The following is an 18,564-nucleotide window of genomic DNA, read 5'->3' as shown; positions in this document are numbered from 1 at the left end:
GGGCAAGTCCAACCGCGCTTCAAGAGCCGATGTACGGCTTCGACTTGGAGTGAGCGCAATTCATAGCGTGTCGGCCAAAACAAGTGCATCACCGTTGAAACGAAGCGAGTGCCGCAGCCTGAAGTCTGGTCGAGGCGTCGCCGTCCTCCCGGTCCGGGTGGGATGCCGCCACCTTCGCAAGGCGTTGTTGGCGCATCAATTCGAACAGTCGCATATGCGCTGTGACATTCGGCAGAATTGGTTTCATATGCGCAGCCTGCGTGCGCAATCCGGCTCAAGAATGAAAACGAAATGGCAAAGGCGTGGCGTATCGCAATCAAATCGACAGGCGGGCTGCGTGTGTTCCACGTTCCCGATATGGGGTCGTGTCGTAATGCGCCCGGTAACACTTCGAAAAGTGCGAAGGGGACGCAAATCCGCAGGCAAGTGCGACGTTGATTACACTCATATCTGTCTGCATCAGCAGGTTACGGGCCTTCTGCAGCCGCAATTCCATGTAGTAACGCTTGGGACTGCGGTTGAGATAACGGCGAAACAGCCGTTCAAGCTGCCGGGTCGACATGCCGACATCCTTGGCCAGAATTGAGGGGCTGATCGGCTCTTCGATGTTCTGTTCCATGATCTGGATGACCTGGCTCAGCTTGGGATGGCGCACGCCGATGCGTGTCGGAACAGACAGGCGCTGCGTGTCCTGATCGGTGCGGATCGAGGAATAGATCAACTGATCCGCCACGGCGTTGGCCAAATCCTCGCCATGATCATCAGCGATCAATTTCAGCATCAGGTCGATCGAGGACGTGCCGCCAGCCGTGGTCAGACGCTTTTCATCGACGACGAACACGGACTTTGTCAGCTCAACTTCCTGAAATTCTTCGGAAAAGCTGTCCTGGTTTTCCCAATGTATGGTCGCCTTCCTGCCATCCAGCAGCCCTGCTTTGGCAAGTGAATAGGCCGCCGTGCAAAGGCCCGCCATCGGCACACCCTTGCGGGCCTCGCGCCGCAGCCAGCCAAGCAAGCGTTTGGTCGTTGCCGCCTGCACATCGATACCGCCGCAGACCATGACCACATCATCACGCGTCAACTCGTCCAGATCACCGTCCAACTTGAAACCGGTCCCGGCGGAACAATATGCAACGTCGCCGCCTTCGCCGATGATCTTCCAGGCATACAGCTCTCGGTCCGCCATACGGTTGGCAATGCGCAGGCTTTCGAGCGCCGCCGAAAAGCAAAGCATTGTGAAATTGTCGAGCAGGACAAAAACGAAACGCTTGGGTTTATCGACCTCTTGGCGGGTCTGATTTGCCTGGCGAGAAAGCGACATCGCGGCGCACATCCTGTTGTCGTTGCCGGGTGTGAGCCGCCCGGATGTTTTGCCAGCCTGATCACGGGCCAAACGCTACGTCAAGAGGCTGCAATTGTGATATGGTGTCCGTTAGATACCTTTTGTATAGAGGCCTACGGTCACGTGACCGCTAACAGCTTATTGCGGAGAGAGAGAAGATGAGCGATTGGACGAAATCTGACTGGCGCGCCAAGCCCCGGATCCAGATGCCCGATTATACCGACACTGCGGCACTGAACGCGGTTGAGGCGCAGCTTTCCAAGTATCCTCCGCTGGTTTTTGCAGGCGAGGCGCGGCGGCTAAAGGCTCATCTCGCCGATGCATCCCGTGGCAACGCCTTTTTGTTGCAAGGTGGCGATTGTGCTGAAGCGTTTGACCAGTTCAGCGCCGACAGCATCCGTGACACCTTCAAGGTCATGCTGCAAATGGCAATGGTACTGACCTACGGCGCCAAAGTGCCGGTGATCAAACTGGGCCGCATGGCCGGTCAGTTTGCCAAGCCGCGCTCGGCCCCGACCGAGGTTGTGGACGGCGTGGAACTTCCCAGCTACCGCGGTGACATCATCAACGAACTCGCCTTCACGTCCGAGGCGCGCATTCCCAACCCGCAGAAGATGCTGCAAGCCTACACCCAGGCCGCCGCGACCCTGAACCTGCTGCGCGCGTTCTCGACCGGCGGTTTCGCCGACATGAACATGGTGCATTCCTGGACGCTTGGCTTTGCAGACGGGCAAGGGACCGAGAAGTATCGCGAGATCGCAACACGCATTCAGGACACGATCGACTTCATGGCCGCGGCTGGCATTGATGCCGACACCACGCACGAGTTTTCGTCCGTGGAGTTCTACACAAGCCATGAATCCCTGCTTTTGGAATACGAGGAAGCGCTGACGCGCATCGACTCGACCAGCGGCAAATGGCTGGCGGGCTCGGGTCACATGATCTGGATCGGTGACCGCACGCGCCAGCCCGATGGCGCACATGTAGAATTCGCGCGTGGTGTGCAGAACCCCATCGGTCTCAAATGCGGTCCAAGCATGACGACAGAAGACCTCAAGGTTCTGATGGCGAAACTGAACCCGGAAAACGAGGCAGGTCGCCTGACACTGATCGCACGCTTTGGTGCCGGATCGGTGGGCGAACATCTGCCACGCTTGATCAAGGCGGTTCAGGAAGAGGGCGCGAATGTTGTCTGGGTGTGCGACGCGATGCACGGCAACACGATCAAGTCGTCGACCGGCTACAAGACCCGGCCATTTGACTCGGTCCTGCGCGAAGTGCGCGAATTCTTCGGCGTCCATGCGGCCGAGGGCACAGTCCCCGGCGGTGTGCATTTCGAGATGACGGGACAGGACGTCACCGAATGCACCGGCGGCGTGCGCGCCGTAACCGAAGAGGACCTGAGCGACCGCTACCACACGGCGTGTGATCCGCGCCTGAATGCCTCGCAGTCGCTGGAACTCGCGTTCCTGGTGGCCGAGGAGTTGTCCCAACTGCGGTCCACCCGCGCCAAGGCGCGCGCGGCAAGCTGACAAACGCAAACGCGCCGGACCTTTCGGTTCGGCGCGTTTGTCTCAAAAAGAGGTTTGGATCAGCGGTCGTCCGACTTGACCAAACGCAAGTACGGAACATCCGACCGCGGTGTCGTCGTTTCAAAACTCTTCTGGCTTTCGGCAAAGCCATCGACCTTGGCGCGTTGTGCTTCCTGTTGGACTGTCGGTTTGACCGGTGCGGGCGCAGTTGATGGCGCCGAAATGGGCCTGATACGCGCGCCGACGACATTGAAGCGCCGCGGCGTGTGGCCGATCTCTCCATTTGCGACCATGCAGCCAAGGATACGGCTTACATCGCCCAAATCGCTCTTGAGCGGCAAAAGAAGCAGCCTTGCTTCCATATGCGGCTTTGAAACCGTTGTCTCGGCGCTCATCCGCAGCTCGCAAACGGCTGGGCGTTGGCACACATCTTCGATAGCGTCCGCAATCTGCCGGCGGCAGGGCGGGGTGATCAGTGATGTCAGCGGCATTCCACGCACTTCCATCCCCATCAAATCACCCAGGTGGCTGCCCGCAATGCGGATACGCGCCATGCCCGGTGCAATCCGTTCAAGGACAAAAGTGTATTCCAGAGCAGACTCGATCCCACGCGGGTCAATTTCCGACCGCTTTGGCATCAGCCGTGCACCGCGCAGGCCCTCCCAATAGGCCTCCACCTGCGAAATCGCGGAAAAACCAATTTCTGCACGAAACTCTGTCATAGCCAACACATTGTGCGGGTTCAGCTTTGATTTGTCCATCGGTACATACTCTCACTACTGCATCCGGGCCTGTTCAGGCGCCTCTGATGCAAAACATATCAAATTTGAGGGGCTTCGCGCGCAGAAAGCTAACGATTGGTTAACCACTGTTGATGAACCGCAGTCTGTTCCCGCGGGTATATGTCTGATGGCTTGCCCAGCCACGCACTTCCCCCTAAACGCTTGGACATGACGAAAAAACGCCAAGATGCTACCGTGCGGTCGATGACCGGGTTTGCAGCTCTGACCGGCGCGTCACAGCCGTTTCGCTGGGCGTGGGACATTCGAAGTGTCAACGGCAAGGGCATGGATTTGCGTTTGCGGGTGCCCGATTGGATTGACGGGCTTGAAGCGGCGTTGCGCCCGTTGGTTTCGGCACGTGCCAAGCGCGGCAACGTCACTCTGTCCTTGCGCATCACCCGCGATGATGCGGCGACCGGTCTGGCCCTGAACACTGACACGATGCGCGCGGTGATCGCGACCCTTCTCGAGATCGAAGCAGAAGCGAAAGAGCAGGGACTGGCGCTGGAGCCATCGCGCGCCATCGATATCGCTGCGATGCGGGGCGTCATGGATGCCGGACCGGCTCAAGACGACCCAGCCCCCCTGCGCGCCGCACTGCTGGCAGAGGTCCCGACACTGCTGGATGCCTTTGATGAGATGCGCGCCAGCGAAGGGGCCGCGCTGCGCGAGGTTCTTCTGGGTCAATTGTCGGACGTCCAGGCGCTGACCGCACAGGCTGCGACGCTGGCGGCTGCGCGCCAGGACGACATGGCGGCTGCGCTGAAGCGGAATCTTGCGCGCGTTCTGGACAACTCCGACGGGGCCGATGCGGACCGGGTGGCGCAGGAACTCGCGCTGATCGCAGTCAAAGCCGACGTCACCGAAGAAATTGACCGCTTGCAAACCCATGTGCAGGCCGCACATGCGCTGCTGAATGATGGCGGACCGGTCGGACGCAAGCTTGATTTCCTCATGCAGGAGTTCAACCGCGAGGCCAACACGCTCTGCTCCAAGGCGCAAAGCACGGATTTGACCGCAGTAGGGTTGGCTTTGAAGGCGCTGATCGACCAAATGCGCGAACAAGTTCAGAACGTGGAATAGCAGATGACCGAAACGCTGACCCGACGTGGTCTTTTGATCATCCTCAGCTCACCATCCGGAGCCGGCAAAAGCACCCTGGCACGCCGTTTGCGTGACTGGGATCCCGACCTTGGGTTTTCGGTGTCCGCGACAACGCGCAAACCGCGGCCCGGTGAGGTGGATGGTGAACACTACCGCTTCGTCACCGAGGCGGAATTCAAAAGCGATGTGGCCGCAGGCGAGATGCTGGAACATGCCCATGTGTTCGGAAATTTCTACGGCTCCCCCAAGGGTCCAGTCGAAGAGGCGATCAACCGGGGGTGCGATGTGCTTTTTGACATCGACTGGCAAGGGGCACAGCAGATCACCAATTCGGCCCTTGGGCAGCATACGCTGTCGATCTTCATCCTGCCGCCCTCCATTGCCGAACTGCGTCGCAGGCTAGAAACCCGCGCACAGGACGACGCGGATACAATCTCGCGCCGGATGCAGAAAAGCTGGGACGAGATCAGCCATTGGGGCGGATATGACTACGTTTTGGTCAACGATGATCTGGACGCGACCGAAAACCAGTTGAAAACTATCATCAGCGCGACGCGGCTTCGGCGCCAGCAGCAGCCACAGCTGACCGACCACGTGCGTGACCTGCAATCCGAGTTCGAGGAGTTGGCATGACCCTGTACGCACTTGGCGATGACCGCCCGCAGATCGCAGATGATACATGGGTTGCACCCGATGCCAACCTGATCGGCAAGGTCATCTTGGAAGAGGCGGCGAGTGTCTGGTTTGGCTGTACCATCCGTGCCGATCACGAGGATATACGCATTGGCGCAGGCACCAACGTGCAGGAAAACTGCGTGATGCACATCGATGCCGGTTTTCCACTGACCATCGGGCCCGGCTGCACCATCGGACACAAGGTCATGCTGCATGGCTGCACGATTGGTGAAAACAGCCTGATTGGTATGGGGGCCACAGTTCTGAACGGTGCCAAGATCGGCAAGAACTGCCTGATCGGGGCAGGGGCGCTGATCACAGAGGGCAAGGAAATCCCGGATGGGTCGCTTGTGATGGGCGTGCCCGGCAAAGTCGTGCGCGAACTGAACGAACAGGCCATTCAGGGGCTGCGCGCCTCGGCGCTGCACTACCAGGAAAACATGCGCAGGTTCCGCGACACAATGGTCGAGGTTACGGGCTGATGCCGCATTGCGACCTCAGCTATTCCGGTGACCTGAACATCGACGCCAAGGCTATTCTGGCCGAAGTCGAGGCCTGCATTCTGCGCCACGACGACGGAGCAGGACAGACCAAAGGCCGCGCCTATCCCGCGGTCGCGTTTTTGCATACGCACATGAAGGCGTCCGTTGCACTGCTGGCCAAACCGCACCGTGGCGCGGCGTTCACCGCCGCGTTGCAGAAGGAATTGGTCGACGTGATCTCGGCCCATTTGCCGCGGCCTTGCTGGTTGAGCGTCGACATCACCTTCAGTTCCCAGACATATCATACGGAGTTCCTGGAATGACCTCGAACACCAAGGGGTCGCTCACGCGTCCCACGCCCTTGCCCGAAAGTGCCTCGCGCCCAGTGGTCACACCGCTCAGCCCGTCGGTTGTTTACGCTTCGGACACGCCTGACATGCTGGATGCGCAGTATGACGGTGATCTGCATGGCTACACGTACAGCCGGGAAGGGCACCCAAATGCAGATGTCGTCGCCAAAGCCATCGACCGCATGGAAGATGCGCCGCATCTGGGTGTGTTGACCTCATCAGGTATGGGCGCCGTGTCTGCTGTTCTTCTCGGCCTGCTTAAGTCCGGGGACCACGTCATTGGTGGGAACCAGCTTTACGGACGCAGCCTGCGGATGATGGCTGAGGATCTGCCGCGACTGGGGATCGAAACCTCAATGGTCGATCCCGGTGATGTCGAGGCTGTGCGGGCTGCATTGCGGCCTGAAACCAAGATGATCCTGGTCGAAGTCGTCTCCAACCCGACCTTGCGCGTCGCCGATGTGCTGGGGCTATCCGCGCTGGCCAAGGAAGCCGGGGTTTTCTTCGTCATCGACAACACCTTTACCACGCCGCGCGCGTTCAAGGCGTTCGATCATGGGGCGGACATCGTGATCCATTCGCTGACAAAGCTTCTGTCAGGGCACTCCGACGTTATGCTGGGTTACGTTGCGGCCAAGGACAAAGAGGTCAACGACCGCTTGCGCGTGTTCACCGTGACCGCAGGCATGACGCCCAGCCCGTTCGACTGTTGGCTGGCCGAACGCGGGCTGCTCAGCTTCGATCTGCGCTATGACCGGGCACAGGCAACGGCTGCTGTGCTGGCCGAACACTTGGCCGATCTGCCAGGGGTCAAGCGCGTCATCTATCCGGCGCGACGGGATCATCCCGATCACGGGCGGGCCGAGGCGCTGCTGAAGGGCCAGTATTGCAACATGGTCAGCTTTGAAATCGACGGCGGGCGCGCGGCGGCGAATGCCTTTGCCCGTGGGGCCGAAGGATTGAATTTCGCACCGACGCTTGGGGACGTGGGCACGACCATATCACACCCGGCGTCATCCTCTCACCGCGCGTTGACATCGGAGCAGCGGGCGGAGCTGGGCATGTCCGAAGGGTTCTTCCGCGTCTCTGTCGGTCTCGAAGACCCCACGACACTGTGCGAGGTATTCAGCCGCGCGGTCGAGGCAGCGTCCGGTTGAAGGAGCAGGCCAATGGGAAATGATGTTCTGGACGCGCTGCTGTCGGCATTTCCGCTGCCGACACTCGCCATTGACGGCACCGAACGCATCATTGCGGCCAATGCTGAGGCGCTGACGCTGATCGGGCAACAGGCCCTTGACCGGAACTACGTCACAATGCTGCGCCAACCCGCGCTGCTGGACGCGATCGAGGCCACCTTGCAGGACGGGCAGCCGCGCGGCACCAGCTATCTGGGCAATGACGGCGCACAGGATACAACGTTCCGCGTGAGTGTGCGAGCGGTCCCCGGTATGGGCCGCAATGCGGCAGGGGCGGTCGTGCTGGTGTTCGAGGACATCACCCATGTGGAACAGGCCAGCCAGATGCGGCGCGATTTTGTGGCCAATGTCAGCCACGAATTGCGGACACCGTTGACGGCCCTGATGGGCTTCATCGAGACGTTGCGCGGCCCCGCCCGCAACGATCCCGCGGCGGCCGAGAGGTTCCTGAACATCATGCAGGACGAAGCCGAGCGCATGAACAGGCTTGTGGGTGATCTGATGTCGCTCAACCGGGTCGAAGGCGACGAGCGTGTGCGCCCGACCGAGGCTGTGGTGTTGAATGACATCCTGGATTCGACATTGCGCACCCTAAGGTCGTTAGCCGAAGAGGCAGGTGTCACGTTCGAACGGGAGTTCAACGGCGATCCGGTGCACATCATGGCCGACGCAGATCAGCTGAAGCAGGTGTTCACCAACCTCATTGAAAACGCGATCAAATATGGCGGCACTGGCGGGCGTGTGACGGTGCGTGTCACCACCAGCGCGCGCGAACCTGCGCTGCGCGCGCCCGGTGTACGGGTGCAGATCGTGGACTATGGACCGGGCATCGACCCGGTCCACCTGCCACGCATCACCGAACGTTTTTACCGGGCCGATGATCACCGCAGTCGCGCGCTTGGCGGCACGGGGCTCGGCCTTGCCATCGTCAAGCACATCATCAACCGGCACCGTGGGCGGTTGCGCGTGGAAAGCACTCTGGGAGAGGGCGCGACATTTACCGTCGTTCTGCCGATGCAGGAAAATTTGCGCTGACGTCAGGGCATTCTGCGGCCTGTCATAAAACTGTTACGTATCTGTCACAAAAGCATTGCGCACGGTCCCTAGATGGGCGGCAAGGTTCCCATAGGGGGGATCAAGAGAAATGTTCAGACAGGAGACATTCATGTCCTTCGTGAAACTCACCACATCGGCGCTGGCCCTTTCGGCCATGGCTGCAACTGCCGCTGTGGCGCGTGACCAGGTTCAAGTTGCCGGGTCGTCCACCGTTCTTCCGTACGCATCCATCGTTGCGGAACTCTTCGGCGACAACTCCGACTTCCCGACACCGGTTGTGGAATCAGGTGGCTCCTCGGCTGGCCTCAAGCGCTTCTGCCAGGGCGTTGGCACCCAGCACACCGACATCGCGAATGCTTCGCGTGCGATCCGTGACAAGGAAATCAAGGCCTGTGCCGAAGCCGGAGTGACCGACATCATCGAAGTGCGCATCGGCTATGACGGCATCGTGTTCGCCAGCCAGATCGCAGGCCCCGAATTCACGGCCTTCACACCCTCCGACATCTTCAACGCGCTGGCACCCCAGGTGATGGTCGATGGCGCGCTGGTCGACAACCCGCACACGCAATGGTCCGACTTCAACGCCGACCTGCCTGCAGCGGACATCCTGGCCTTCATCCCCGGCACCAAGCACGGCACACGTGAAGTGTTCGAGGAAAAGGTGATTGCGGCAGGCTGCGAAGCCACAGGCGCGATGGAAGCAATGATCGCGGGCGGCATGTCCGAGGATGACGCCGAAGATGCCTGCCTGAGCGTTCGCACCGACAGCCGTTCGGTCGACATCGACGGTGACTACACCGAAACGCTGGCCTCGATCGACGCCAATGCTAACGCCATCGGTGTGTTTGGTCTGGCCTTCTACGAAAACAACACCGACAAGCTGAAAGTGGCGACCATGTCGGGTGTTGAGCCGACCACCGCAACCATCGCAGCCGGTGAGTACCCCGTGTCACGTCCGCTCTACTTCTACATCAAGAAGGCGCATATCGGCGTGATCCCTGGCCTCAAGGAATTCGCAGAATTCTTCGTCTCGGACGCTCTGGCAGGTCCTGACGGTCCGTTGGCCGCCTATGGCCTCGTGTCCGACCCTGAGCTGGCGGAAACGCAAGCCATGATAGCCGAAGAACAGACCATGGGCAGCGGTTCCTGATCTGAGTACGGATCATCTCATGCCAAAACACACAATCGGGCGGCGCCTATGTCGCCCGGTTTTCTGCTTTCAAGGCCGCCTGAGACGCGCGCCTCGCACTTTGGGGGACATATGCCTGTCATCTGGCTCACGCTGATCGTTCTGGCGATCTCGGTTGTCGGGTTCGTTCTGGGACGCCGTCGCGCGCTGGCCAGTGCGGATGGCGACAGCCGTAACCTGCACTCGCTGCCGATCTATTATGGCTCAAACGCCCTGATGAAATCGATCGTGCCTGCATTTGGCCTGATGGTTTTGTGGCTGCTGGCGCAACCGCTGTTCATCGACAACCGCATCGCCCAGATGATCCCCGAGGCCGGAATTGCCGAAGGGTCGAACATTGGGCTGGTGATGGCAGAAGTGCGCCGGACCGCCGATGGTCTTGAGAACGCCGTTGCGGCGGGTTTGCTGGACAATGATGCCGCACGAAACGGTCAATCGGATGTCGCCGAACTGACGCAGATCCTGCGCGATGCTGGGCAGGTGGTGACGGGCCAGATCACACAGCCTGTTCTGGAAGCCGCGCAAGCCTATCGCGCGCTCAGCGGAACATCGAACCTGCTGATGACAATTGCGGTGCTGATCGTGGCGCTCGCAGGGGCGGTTTGGGGCGCGAGCGAGGGGCAGAAAACCTTTCGCGCGCGAAACACTGTGGAACAGGGCGTGCTGGCACTGCTGATCGCCGCAGCCTCTGTCGCGATCCTGACGACGGTTGGAATTGTGCTGTCTCTGATCTTCAACACGGTCGAGTTTTTCCGGCTGTACCCAGCCTCCGAATTCTTTTTCCTGCTGGAATGGGCGCCCAGCTTCTCGGGTCGCGGCGGGGCTTCGAGCCTCGGGATCATCCCGCTTCTTTGGGGCACGCTTTACATCTCGTTCGTGGCTCTGCTCGTCGCTGTGCCTATCGGGCTCTTTGCGGCGATCTACCTATCGGAATATGCAGGTCCCAGGATGCGCAGCATCGCCAAGCCGCTGCTGGAGGTGCTCGCCGGCATCCCGACCATCGTCTACGGCCTGTTTGCGCTTCTCACCATCGGGCCGATCCTGTTGTCGGTCTTTGGCAATGACGGTCTGGGTTGGATGCAGGGGCAACGCGCTGTTCTGACGGCCGGATTGGCGATGGGCATCATGTTGATCCCGTTTGTCAGTTCGCTGTCTGATGACATCATCAACGCTGTGCCACAGGCGATGCGCGACGGATCCTATGGCCTAGGCGCAACGAAGTCCGAAACCATCAAGCAGGTGGTGCTGCCAGCCGCCTTGCCCGGCATTGTGGGCGCTGTTCTTCTGGCCGCCAGCCGCGCGATTGGCGAGACGATGATCGTTGTGCTTGGGGCAGGGGCCGCGGCCCGGCTCAGCCTCAACCCGTTTGAGGCCATGACGACCGTAACCGCCAAGATTGTATCGCAATTGACCGGCGACAGCGACTTCGCCTCGCCCGAGGCGCTGGTGGCCTTCGCCCTCGGCATGACGCTGTTCATCATGACGCTCGGGTTGAACGTTCTCGCCCTCTACATCGTGCGCAAATATCGGGAGCAATACGAGTAATGACTGACGCAAGCCTCAACTCCCCAGACAACGCGCGTGCGCCCAGATCACTGACGCAGGAAGACGCGCGCACCAAGAAACGCAACGCATCCGAGCGCCGGTTCCGCGCCTACGGCATCGCCGCCATTTGCACTGGATTGTTCTTCTTGTTGGCCCTGTTGGCCGCAATCCTCAGCGCAGGGCTGCCCGCCTTCCGCCAGGCTGTGGTCGAAGTGCCCTTTACCCTGACGCAAGAACAGCATGACGAAGCCGAAGAGGCGATGCTGAAGACTGCGATCTACACCAATTACTTCATCACATCGCTGTCGAACACGATGCAGGCCGAAGGTGTGCAGATCAAGTTCGATGAAGACGCTGTTGAGCGCCTTCTGGGCAAGGTCGGTGGCGATCTGCGTTCGCATTTTCGCGACAACCCGGATCAGATCGGGGAAGAGATTGAATTTGAGCTGGCTGCGTCCTCGCGCGTGGACCGGTATCTGAAAGGCACCTTTACCCGCGAAGACTTGCAAGGCGGCAACCGCTTCTTCATGCCCGAAGATTTCGATCTGATCGACGCCATGAAAGAGGCTGGTCTGATCAAACAGGTGTTCAACTGGAACTTCATCACGGGCGTCGACACTGGCGTGGACAACCCCGGTGGCGCAGGGATCGGCGCCTCGGTTTTGGGCTCGTTCTTCATGATGCTGGTGGTGCTGGTCCTGAGCCTGCCCATTGGTGTGGCGGCATCCATCTACCTTGAGGAATTTGCACCCAAGAACCGTTTTACCGACTTCATCGAGATCAACATCGCAAACCTTGCTGCCGTGCCGTCCATCGTGTTCGGTATCCTGGGCCTTGCTGTGTTCATTCAGTTTGCGCATCTGCCGCAATCCGCGCCGCTGGTTGGTGGGCTGGTGCTGACGCTGATGACATTGCCGACGATCATCATCTCGACCCGCGCATCGCTCAAGGCGGTGCCGCCGTCGATCCGGGATGCGGCACTTGGGGTAGGGGCCTCAAAAATGCAGGCCGTGTTCCACCATGTGCTGCCGCTGGCCGCGCCCGGTATCCTGACCGGCACCATCATCGGTCTGGCCCAGGCGTTGGGGGAAACCGCACCATTGCTGCTGATCGGGATGGTCGGTTTCGTGGCGCGCTATCCGGACACGTTCCTCGAAGGGTTCCTTGAACCGAACTCGGCCGTGCCTGCGCAGATCTACAACTGGGCCGCGCGTTCCGACGCGGTCTTTACCGAAAAGGCCTGGGGCGGCATCATTGTGCTGCTCTTGTTCCTGGTCACCATGAACACCATCGCCGTGATCCTGCGGCGCCGGTTCGAACGCCGCTGGTAGGGGCAAGCCCATGAACGACATGAGAATTGTGGAGAGAGACGTGCAGCAAAACGACGTCAAGATCGCGGCCAAGGGCGTGCAGGTCTATTATGGGGACAATCACGCGATCAAGGACGTGGATGTCGAGATCGAAGACAAGACAGTGACCGCGTTCATTGGACCGTCGGGCTGTGGCAAGTCGACTTTTCTACGTTGTATCAACCGGATGAACGACACAATTGATGTATGCCGCGTGGTCGGTGACATCCATATCGACGGCGAAGACATCTATGACCCTAAGGTCGATCCGGTACAGCTGCGTGCCAAGGTCGGGATGGTGTTCCAGAAGCCCAACCCGTTTCCGAAGTCGATCTATGACAATGTTGCCTACGGCCCGCGCATCCACGGCCTTGCGAAGAACAAGGCGGAACTTGATGAATTGGTTGAGAAATCTCTGCGTCGCGGAGCGATCTGGGACGAGGTTAAGGACCGTCTCGATGCGCCTGGAACTGGCCTGTCTGGTGGTCAGCAGCAGCGCCTGTGCATCGCGCGGGCTGTGGCGACGGAACCTGAGGTGCTGCTGATGGACGAGCCATGCTCGGCCCTCGACCCGATCGCAACGGCGCAGGTTGAGGAACTGATCGACGAGTTGCGTCAAAGCTATTCGGTGGTGATCGTCACGCACTCCATGCAGCAGGCAGCGCGGGTGAGCCAAAAGACGGCCTTCTTCCACCTCGGCAATCTCGTGGAATATGGTGAGACGGGTCAAATCTTTACCAACCCGAACGATCCGCGCACCGAAAGCTACATCACTGGCCGCATCGGCTAAGGAGCAGAACATATGCAAGACCAACACATTGCGTCGGCCTTTGACCGGGACCTCGAAGCGATCCAGGCGCAGATCATGAAAATGGGCGGGCTGGTCGAGAACGCCATTCTCGAAGCCGCCATCAGCCTTGAGACGCGCGACGAAGAGCGTGCCGAACAGGTCCGTAAGGGCGACAAGGCAATTGATGAGCTGGAAGAGCTGATCAACGAGGAAGCCGCGCGCGTTATCGCGCTGCGTGCGCCTACGGCCATCGATCTGCGGCTCGTGCTGTCTGTGATCAAGGTGAGCGCCAACCTGGAGCGCATTGGAGACTATGCCAAAAACATGGGCAAGCGCACCAGCGTTCTGTCCCAGATGGCGCCGGTGAACGACAGTGCCGCCGCCTTGCGCCGCATGGCGAAAGAGGTTGAACGGATGCTGAAGGACGCCCTTGATGCGTACGTGGCGCGCGATGCGGAACTGGCACAGGATGTGATCGATCGAGACACCGAAGTCGACCAGATGTACAATGCGCTCTTCCGCGAATTCCTGACCTTTATGATGGAAGACCCGCGCAACATCACGGCGTGTATGCACCTTCATTTCATCGCCAAGAACATCGAACGGATGGGCGATCACGTCACATCCATCGCCGAACAGGTCGTGTATCTGGTGACCGGCACAACACCCGACGAAAACCGCCAGAAGGCGGACAAAACCTCGCTTCAGGCCTAGGAGAACAGTCCAATGTCCGCCGATCAGCCCCGAGTTCTGGTTGTCGAAGATGAGCCGGCACAACGCGAAGTGCTTGCGTATAACTTAGAGGCCGAAGGCTTTGCCGTCAGCCGCGCGCAGAACGGCGACGAAGCGCTTTTGCTCGTGGACGAAGACATGCCGGACATCATCGTTCTGGACTGGATGATGCCGAACCTGTCGGGGATCGAAGTGTGTCGCAGGCTGAAGATCAAGCCAGAGACGCGCGGCATTCCGGTCATCATGCTGTCCGCACGCTCCGAGGAAGTGGACAAGGTGCGCGGGCTGGAAACCGGTGCGGACGACTACGTGGTCAAACCGTATTCGGTGATCGAGTTGATGGCGCGGGTGCGCAGCCAGTTGCGCCGCGTGCGGCCGTCAACCGTGGGCCAGCGGCTTGAATTTGATGACATCGTGTTGGACGCCGAAAGCCACAAGGTGACGCGCGGTGCGGATGAGTTGAAACTTGGACCAACAGAGTTCCGTTTGCTCAGCACGTTCATGGAGAAGCCGGGGCGCGTGTGGAGCCGCGAGCAATTGCTGGACCGTGTTTGGGGCCGCGACATCTACGTTGATACGCGGACCGTGGACGTGCATATCGGTCGCTTGCGCAAGGCTTTGACGTATTTTGGCGGTGCAGATCCGGTGCGGACGGTCCGGGGCGCCGGATACGCACTTGGATGAGTTAAGCACTATAAGCAGCTGTTCTACATGCTTTTAGTCACTCCTATAATTTACATAATTTGGATTATAAGGTTTAGGCACAACTGCATCAAATGTCGATCATCCATGACGTTCCGTCAGGTTTGTGTCCAAGCGCCCTCGTCCCTTGGCACATCATTCTGTGCATCCTAGGGTTGTTCCTAACGAGTACCGCCGTTCAAGGAACAGCAATGGACATCAAGGACAAGGTTGTCGTCGTCACAGGCGCTGCAGCCGGTATCGGCCGCGCGCTGTGCAGCGCTTTTGCAGCCCAAGGCGCGCGCACGGTTGTTTGTGCGGATATCGACGCCAATGGCGCCGAAGAAACAGCATTCTCAATCAATGGGATAGCCAGGACAGTTGATGTGTCCCACGAGGCTGAGATTGCCAATCTGATTGCGGATGTCGAACAGTCCGTTGGTCCCATCGACATCTTTTGTTCAAACGCGGGCGTGCTGGTCGAAGGTGGCGCAGACGCGCCGGATGCAGACTGGCAGCGGCTTTGGGACATAAATGTCATGGCGCATGTCTGGGCGGCGCGCCATGTGGTTCCACGTATGATCGAACGCGGTGGCGGGTATTTGTTGAACACGGCCTCCGCCGCAGGTCTGCTGAACCAGATCGGGTCAGCGCCCTATGGCGTCACCAAACACGCTGCCGTCGGGCTTGCCGAGTGGCTGGCGATCACACATGGCGATGCTGGGATCAAGGTTTCGGTTCTTTGTCCTCAGGCGGTGCGCACCGCGATGACCGAGGGGCACGAGGATCATGTGGCCGCAATCGACGGGATGCTTGAACCGGCGGACGCGGCCAATGCATGTATCGATGCCATCCGCAGCGAGGCGTTTCTGGTTCTGCCGCACGCCAATGTGCGCAAATACATGCAACTCAAGACAGCCGACTACGACCGCTGGATTGCCGGGATGCAAAAGCTGAACCGCGCCTATTCGGGCTGATCCTTGGGCGTGATCGGGCGAATAAGCCCTTCCTGCGCAACGGAAGCAACAAGCGTGCCGTCCTTGTCGTAGATCATTCCTCGGTTAAAGCCCCTGCCCTTACCGGACCAAGGGCTGTCCATCGTGTAAAGATGCCAGTCGCAGAACGTCGCTGGCGCGTGAAACCACATGGCGTGGTCAAGGCTCGCCGCCATAACGCGGCCCGTAAACCATGTCTGTCCATGCGGGCGCAGCGCTGTGCCCAGCAGGTTCAGGTCAGAGGCATAGGCCAGCAGACAATGCTGCAATTGCGGGCTGATGCCGCGTGCAGCCGCCATGCGGAACCACAGATGGCTGCGGTCGTCCATCGGCTCTGGCGTGAAGAAATCGCGCGGCGCCACCTCGCGGATGTCGATGGGACGCGGGCGCAGGAATTCCTCGTGATACTTCTCCGGAATGCGATCGACGACGGTTTCACGCAACTCCTTGCGGTCGCGCAGGTGCTCGGGCCCTTCGACTTCGGGCATCGGATGCTGGTGCGACCACCCATCCTCGTCCGCGTGGAACGAGGCCGACATGTTTAGGATTTGTCGCCCATGCTGGATTGCCACCACGCGGCGGGTGGTGAAACTGCCCCCGTCGCGGGCACGGTCGACCTGATAGATGACGGGGATCGACGGGTCACCGGGCCGAATGAAATAGGCGTGCAGCGAATGGCACAGCCGGTCTTCGACCGTGAGATAGGCTGCGGCCAGCGCTTGCCCGATCACCTGTCCGCCAAAGATGCGGGTCGGGGTCTCACCCCCCTGCCCTGTGCCGCGAAATAGATCGACCTCCAGCCGCTCGACGGCTAGCAGATCCAGCAAGGTTTGATGTGCATCTGTCATGGGCGCTGTCCTGTCACATCAATGCGCCATGCACCAGCGCCTTGAGTTCTGCCCGGGCCGGGTAGCTTGAGGACGGGCTGAGCTGCGTGAAAATCACCACGCTGAAATCATGCACACGGTCCACCCAGAAAAAGGTCGACGCCATACCGCCCCAGCTGAAATCCCCAATGGAAGACGGCACGCGGCTGCGCGCCGGGTCGATGACGACGGCGCCGCCGATGCCGAACCCCATCCCCTCCATCGGTTGCTCGGCAAAGCTGGCCGGGCCAAGGCTTGCGATGTCTCCGGGCAGGTGGTTCGACATCATAAAGTCCGCCGTCGAGGGTGAGATCAGCCCCTGACCCCGCCGCCGCAAGCATTCGGCAAAGGCCATATAGTCATCAATGCTGCCGACAAGACCGCCGCCGCCGCTGAAACAAGTCGTGTGCCGAAACGGAGAGCCCGCCGCATCATCGAACATACGCAAGGTCGTATCGCCGTCCGCAGAAGCGTTCAGGTTCATCGCGTCCCCTGCCAGCGGCGTGTACAGGCTGGCAAACCGTGAAAGCGCGCTGTCAGGAATTGCAAAGCCCGTGTCGACCATCCCCAAGGGTCCTAGCACCCGGTCACGAAACACCTGATCGAGTGTTTCGTCAGTAATCACTTCAATCACACGGCCAATAACGTCGATCCCGACGGAGTATTCCCAGCGCTGCCCAGGCGCAAAAGCCAGCGGCAGCGTTGCCAACAGATCACATTGTTCCGCCAATGTGCCAGCCGTGGGTTTGAACAGAAGATCCAACGCCTCCATCGCTTGGGGCAATACGCCGGGATTGAAGGGATAACTCAGACCGGAGCGGTGCGTGAGCAACTGGTGCAATGTCGGCGTCGCGCACGGATCTGTGTGCGTGATGTCGGTAGCACCAGACCGAAGCGCGCGCATATCCTCGAACGCGGGCAAGAAACGGGATAGCGGCGCGTCCAGATGCACGCGCCCCTCCTCAACCAATGTCATCAGAACAAACGAGGTGATGGGTTTGGTCATCGAATAGATGCGCGCGACCGTGTCTCGATCAAAGGGCGCGCCGGTGTCGAGGTCACGAACCCCGGATTGAACGAACAAAACTTCCTTGCCGTGCTGGTGGATGAGAACAGATAGTCCCGCGAACTTCTCCGCCCCCACGTACCCGTCGGCCCAGGTTTGAATACGAGACAGACGGGCGGGATCAAGGGTCAAGGGCATGCCGCCACGATACGGGGCTGTGCGGCCTTGCCAAGGCAAAAGCATCATGGCTAGCCTTTGTCTTGAGGGAGGACAGAATGCTGAAACTTTACTTTGCACCGCGCAGCCGCGCGGTCCGGGTGGCTTGGTTGTTGGAAGAAATGGGGTTGGGCTATGACCTTGTGTCCTACGCCCTTGGCGATCCGGCCATGCGCAGCGCAGACTTTCGAGAGCAGGTGCATCCAGTGGGGCGCGTGCCGGTGCTTGTCGATGGCGATGTGCAGGTCATGGAAAGCGGCGCGATCCTCGAATACCTGCTGACACGGCACGGTGACGGGCGCTTTCGCCCCCTGCCCGACAGCGCAGACTACCCGGCCTATCTGCAGTGGCTGCACTACTCCGAGGGCATGATCATGCCGCAGGTGAACAGCTATATGGTGGAGACGTTCTTTTTGCCCCCGGAGCGGCGATCAGAGGTGCATGCCAAACGGGCGGCGAAGCTGATGGGTCAAATGCTGGTGCCGGTCGATGCTGCACTGCAGGGGCGCGACTATCTTGCAGGGGATTTTTCAGCGGCTGACATCATGACAGGTTCGGCGGCAATCTCTGCCAAGGGGATCGGCATTGATATGTCAGACATGCCGCATCTCTCTGCCTATGTTGCACGGCTGACGGCCCGCCCTGCTTATGAAAAAGCTGCGGCTCTGTGATCCAA

The 18,564-nt window shown here is 59.9% G+C and carries 20 protein-coding genes; 15 read left to right on the top strand and 5 right to left on the bottom strand.

Going from position 1 to position 18,564, the window contains the following annotated elements; genetic code table 11:
* Window positions 1-88: 88 nt before the first annotated feature.
* Together RA29_RS23245 and RA29_RS14255 are read right to left on the bottom strand one after the other, a co-directional pair.
* Window positions 89-247 carry a hypothetical protein gene (locus tag RA29_RS23245; RefSeq protein WP_193743532.1) on the bottom strand — a complete coding sequence of 53 codons (159 nt, stop codon included), beginning with the start codon at window positions 245-247 and terminating at the stop codon, window positions 89-91.
* A gap of 69 nt (window positions 248-316) precedes the next feature.
* The gene (locus RA29_RS14255) at window positions 317-1,321 is read right to left on the bottom strand and encodes a GlxA family transcriptional regulator (RefSeq protein ID WP_039687815.1); all 1,005 of its coding nucleotides are present in this window, start codon (window positions 1,319-1,321) and stop codon (window positions 317-319) included.
* Between the two features lie 179 nt (window positions 1,322-1,500).
* Between RA29_RS14255 and RA29_RS14250 the strand changes: the two genes are divergently transcribed.
* Window positions 1,501-2,874: a 3-deoxy-7-phosphoheptulonate synthase class II gene (locus RA29_RS14250; RefSeq protein WP_039686991.1), complete on the top strand. Its 1,374-nt coding sequence runs from the start codon at window positions 1,501-1,503 to the stop codon at window positions 2,872-2,874.
* 59 nt (window positions 2,875-2,933) lie between these two features.
* Here RA29_RS14250 and RA29_RS14245 read toward each other — a convergent pair whose 3' ends face one another.
* Entirely contained in the window at window positions 2,934-3,596 is a 663-nt protein-coding gene (locus RA29_RS14245) for a PAS domain-containing protein (RefSeq protein ID WP_241462614.1), read from the bottom strand.
* Window positions 3,597-3,824: 228 nt separating this feature from the next.
* On the opposite strand from RA29_RS14245, the gene RA29_RS14240 reads away from it, so the two are divergent.
* The 13 genes from RA29_RS14240 (at window position 3,825) to RA29_RS14180 (ending at window position 15,782) form a co-directional block, all read left to right on the top strand.
* A complete protein-coding gene (locus RA29_RS14240; RefSeq protein ID WP_039686987.1) occupies window positions 3,825-4,739 on the top strand; it encodes a YicC/YloC family endoribonuclease in 915 nt (304 codons plus the stop codon).
* A gap of 3 nt (window positions 4,740-4,742) precedes the next feature.
* Entirely contained in the window at window positions 4,743-5,393 is a 651-nt protein-coding gene (gene gmk / locus RA29_RS14235) for a guanylate kinase (protein ID WP_039686985.1), read from the top strand.
* Complete coding sequence (locus RA29_RS14230) at window positions 5,390-5,917, top strand: gamma carbonic anhydrase family protein (protein WP_039686983.1); 528 nt, start codon at window positions 5,390-5,392, stop codon at window positions 5,915-5,917. Before gmk ends, RA29_RS14230 begins: the two co-directional genes overlap by 4 nt.
* Window positions 5,917-6,240, top strand: coding sequence for a hypothetical protein (locus RA29_RS14225; protein ID WP_039686981.1), 324 nt, complete (start codon window positions 5,917-5,919; stop codon window positions 6,238-6,240). Before RA29_RS14230 ends, RA29_RS14225 begins: the two co-directional genes overlap by 1 nt.
* A complete protein-coding gene (locus RA29_RS14220) occupies window positions 6,237-7,424 on the top strand; it encodes an aminotransferase class I/II-fold pyridoxal phosphate-dependent enzyme (protein WP_039686980.1) in 1,188 nt (395 codons plus the stop codon). Before RA29_RS14225 ends, RA29_RS14220 begins: the two co-directional genes overlap by 4 nt.
* Before the next feature lie 12 nt (window positions 7,425-7,436).
* Window positions 7,437-8,498, top strand: a complete 1,062-nt coding sequence (locus tag RA29_RS14215; RefSeq protein ID WP_039686978.1) for an ATP-binding protein — start codon at window positions 7,437-7,439, stop codon at window positions 8,496-8,498.
* A gap of 130 nt (window positions 8,499-8,628) precedes the next feature.
* Window positions 8,629-9,669 carry a substrate-binding domain-containing protein gene (locus tag RA29_RS14210; RefSeq protein ID WP_039686976.1) on the top strand — a complete coding sequence of 347 codons (1,041 nt, stop codon included), beginning with the start codon at window positions 8,629-8,631 and terminating at the stop codon, window positions 9,667-9,669.
* A gap of 111 nt (window positions 9,670-9,780) precedes the next feature.
* The gene (gene pstC / locus RA29_RS14205; protein WP_039686975.1) at window positions 9,781-11,253 is read left to right on the top strand and encodes a phosphate ABC transporter permease subunit PstC; all 1,473 of its coding nucleotides are present in this window, start codon (window positions 9,781-9,783) and stop codon (window positions 11,251-11,253) included.
* Window positions 11,253-12,584 (top strand): phosphate ABC transporter permease PstA, encoded by a 1,332-nt coding sequence (gene pstA / locus RA29_RS14200; protein ID WP_039686973.1) that lies wholly within the window; start codon window positions 11,253-11,255, stop codon window positions 12,582-12,584. The genes pstC and pstA overlap by 1 nt, the downstream gene beginning before the upstream one ends.
* Window positions 12,585-12,594: 10 nt before the next feature.
* Window positions 12,595-13,392 carry a phosphate ABC transporter ATP-binding protein PstB gene (gene pstB, locus RA29_RS14195; RefSeq protein WP_039686971.1) on the top strand — a complete coding sequence of 266 codons (798 nt, stop codon included), beginning with the start codon at window positions 12,595-12,597 and terminating at the stop codon, window positions 13,390-13,392.
* A gap of 12 nt (window positions 13,393-13,404) precedes the next feature.
* Window positions 13,405-14,106, top strand: coding sequence for a phosphate signaling complex protein PhoU (gene phoU / locus RA29_RS14190; protein ID WP_039686968.1), 702 nt, complete (start codon window positions 13,405-13,407; stop codon window positions 14,104-14,106).
* 12 nt (window positions 14,107-14,118) lie between these two features.
* Window positions 14,119-14,808: a phosphate regulon transcriptional regulator PhoB gene (phoB, locus tag RA29_RS14185; protein ID WP_039686966.1), complete on the top strand. Its 690-nt coding sequence runs from the start codon at window positions 14,119-14,121 to the stop codon at window positions 14,806-14,808.
* 209 nt (window positions 14,809-15,017) lie between these two features.
* Window positions 15,018-15,782 carry an SDR family oxidoreductase gene (locus tag RA29_RS14180; RefSeq protein WP_039686964.1) on the top strand — a complete coding sequence of 255 codons (765 nt, stop codon included), beginning with the start codon at window positions 15,018-15,020 and terminating at the stop codon, window positions 15,780-15,782.
* Here the strand turns inward: RA29_RS14180 and RA29_RS14175 are convergent.
* Window positions 15,770-16,648, bottom strand: coding sequence for an acyl-CoA thioesterase II (locus RA29_RS14175; RefSeq protein WP_039686961.1), 879 nt, complete (start codon window positions 16,646-16,648; stop codon window positions 15,770-15,772). The genes RA29_RS14180 and RA29_RS14175 overlap by 13 nt on opposite strands.
* Window positions 16,649-16,661: 13 nt before the next feature.
* Window positions 16,662-17,918 (bottom strand): serine hydrolase domain-containing protein, encoded by a 1,257-nt coding sequence (locus RA29_RS14170; RefSeq protein WP_241462613.1) that lies wholly within the window; start codon window positions 17,916-17,918, stop codon window positions 16,662-16,664.
* 29 nt (window positions 17,919-17,947) lie between these two features.
* Here RA29_RS14170 and RA29_RS14165 point away from each other — a divergent pair, with 29 nt between their 5' ends.
* Complete coding sequence (locus RA29_RS14165; protein WP_039686959.1) at window positions 17,948-18,559, top strand: glutathione S-transferase family protein; 612 nt, start codon at window positions 17,948-17,950, stop codon at window positions 18,557-18,559.
* Window positions 18,560-18,564 lie beyond the last annotated feature (5 nt).

This window comes from Tateyamaria sp. ANG-S1, assembly GCF_000814025.1.
Lineage (GTDB): Bacteria > Pseudomonadota > Alphaproteobacteria > Rhodobacterales > Rhodobacteraceae > Tateyamaria.
This window is presented reverse-complemented; position numbering and strand designations above follow the sequence as displayed.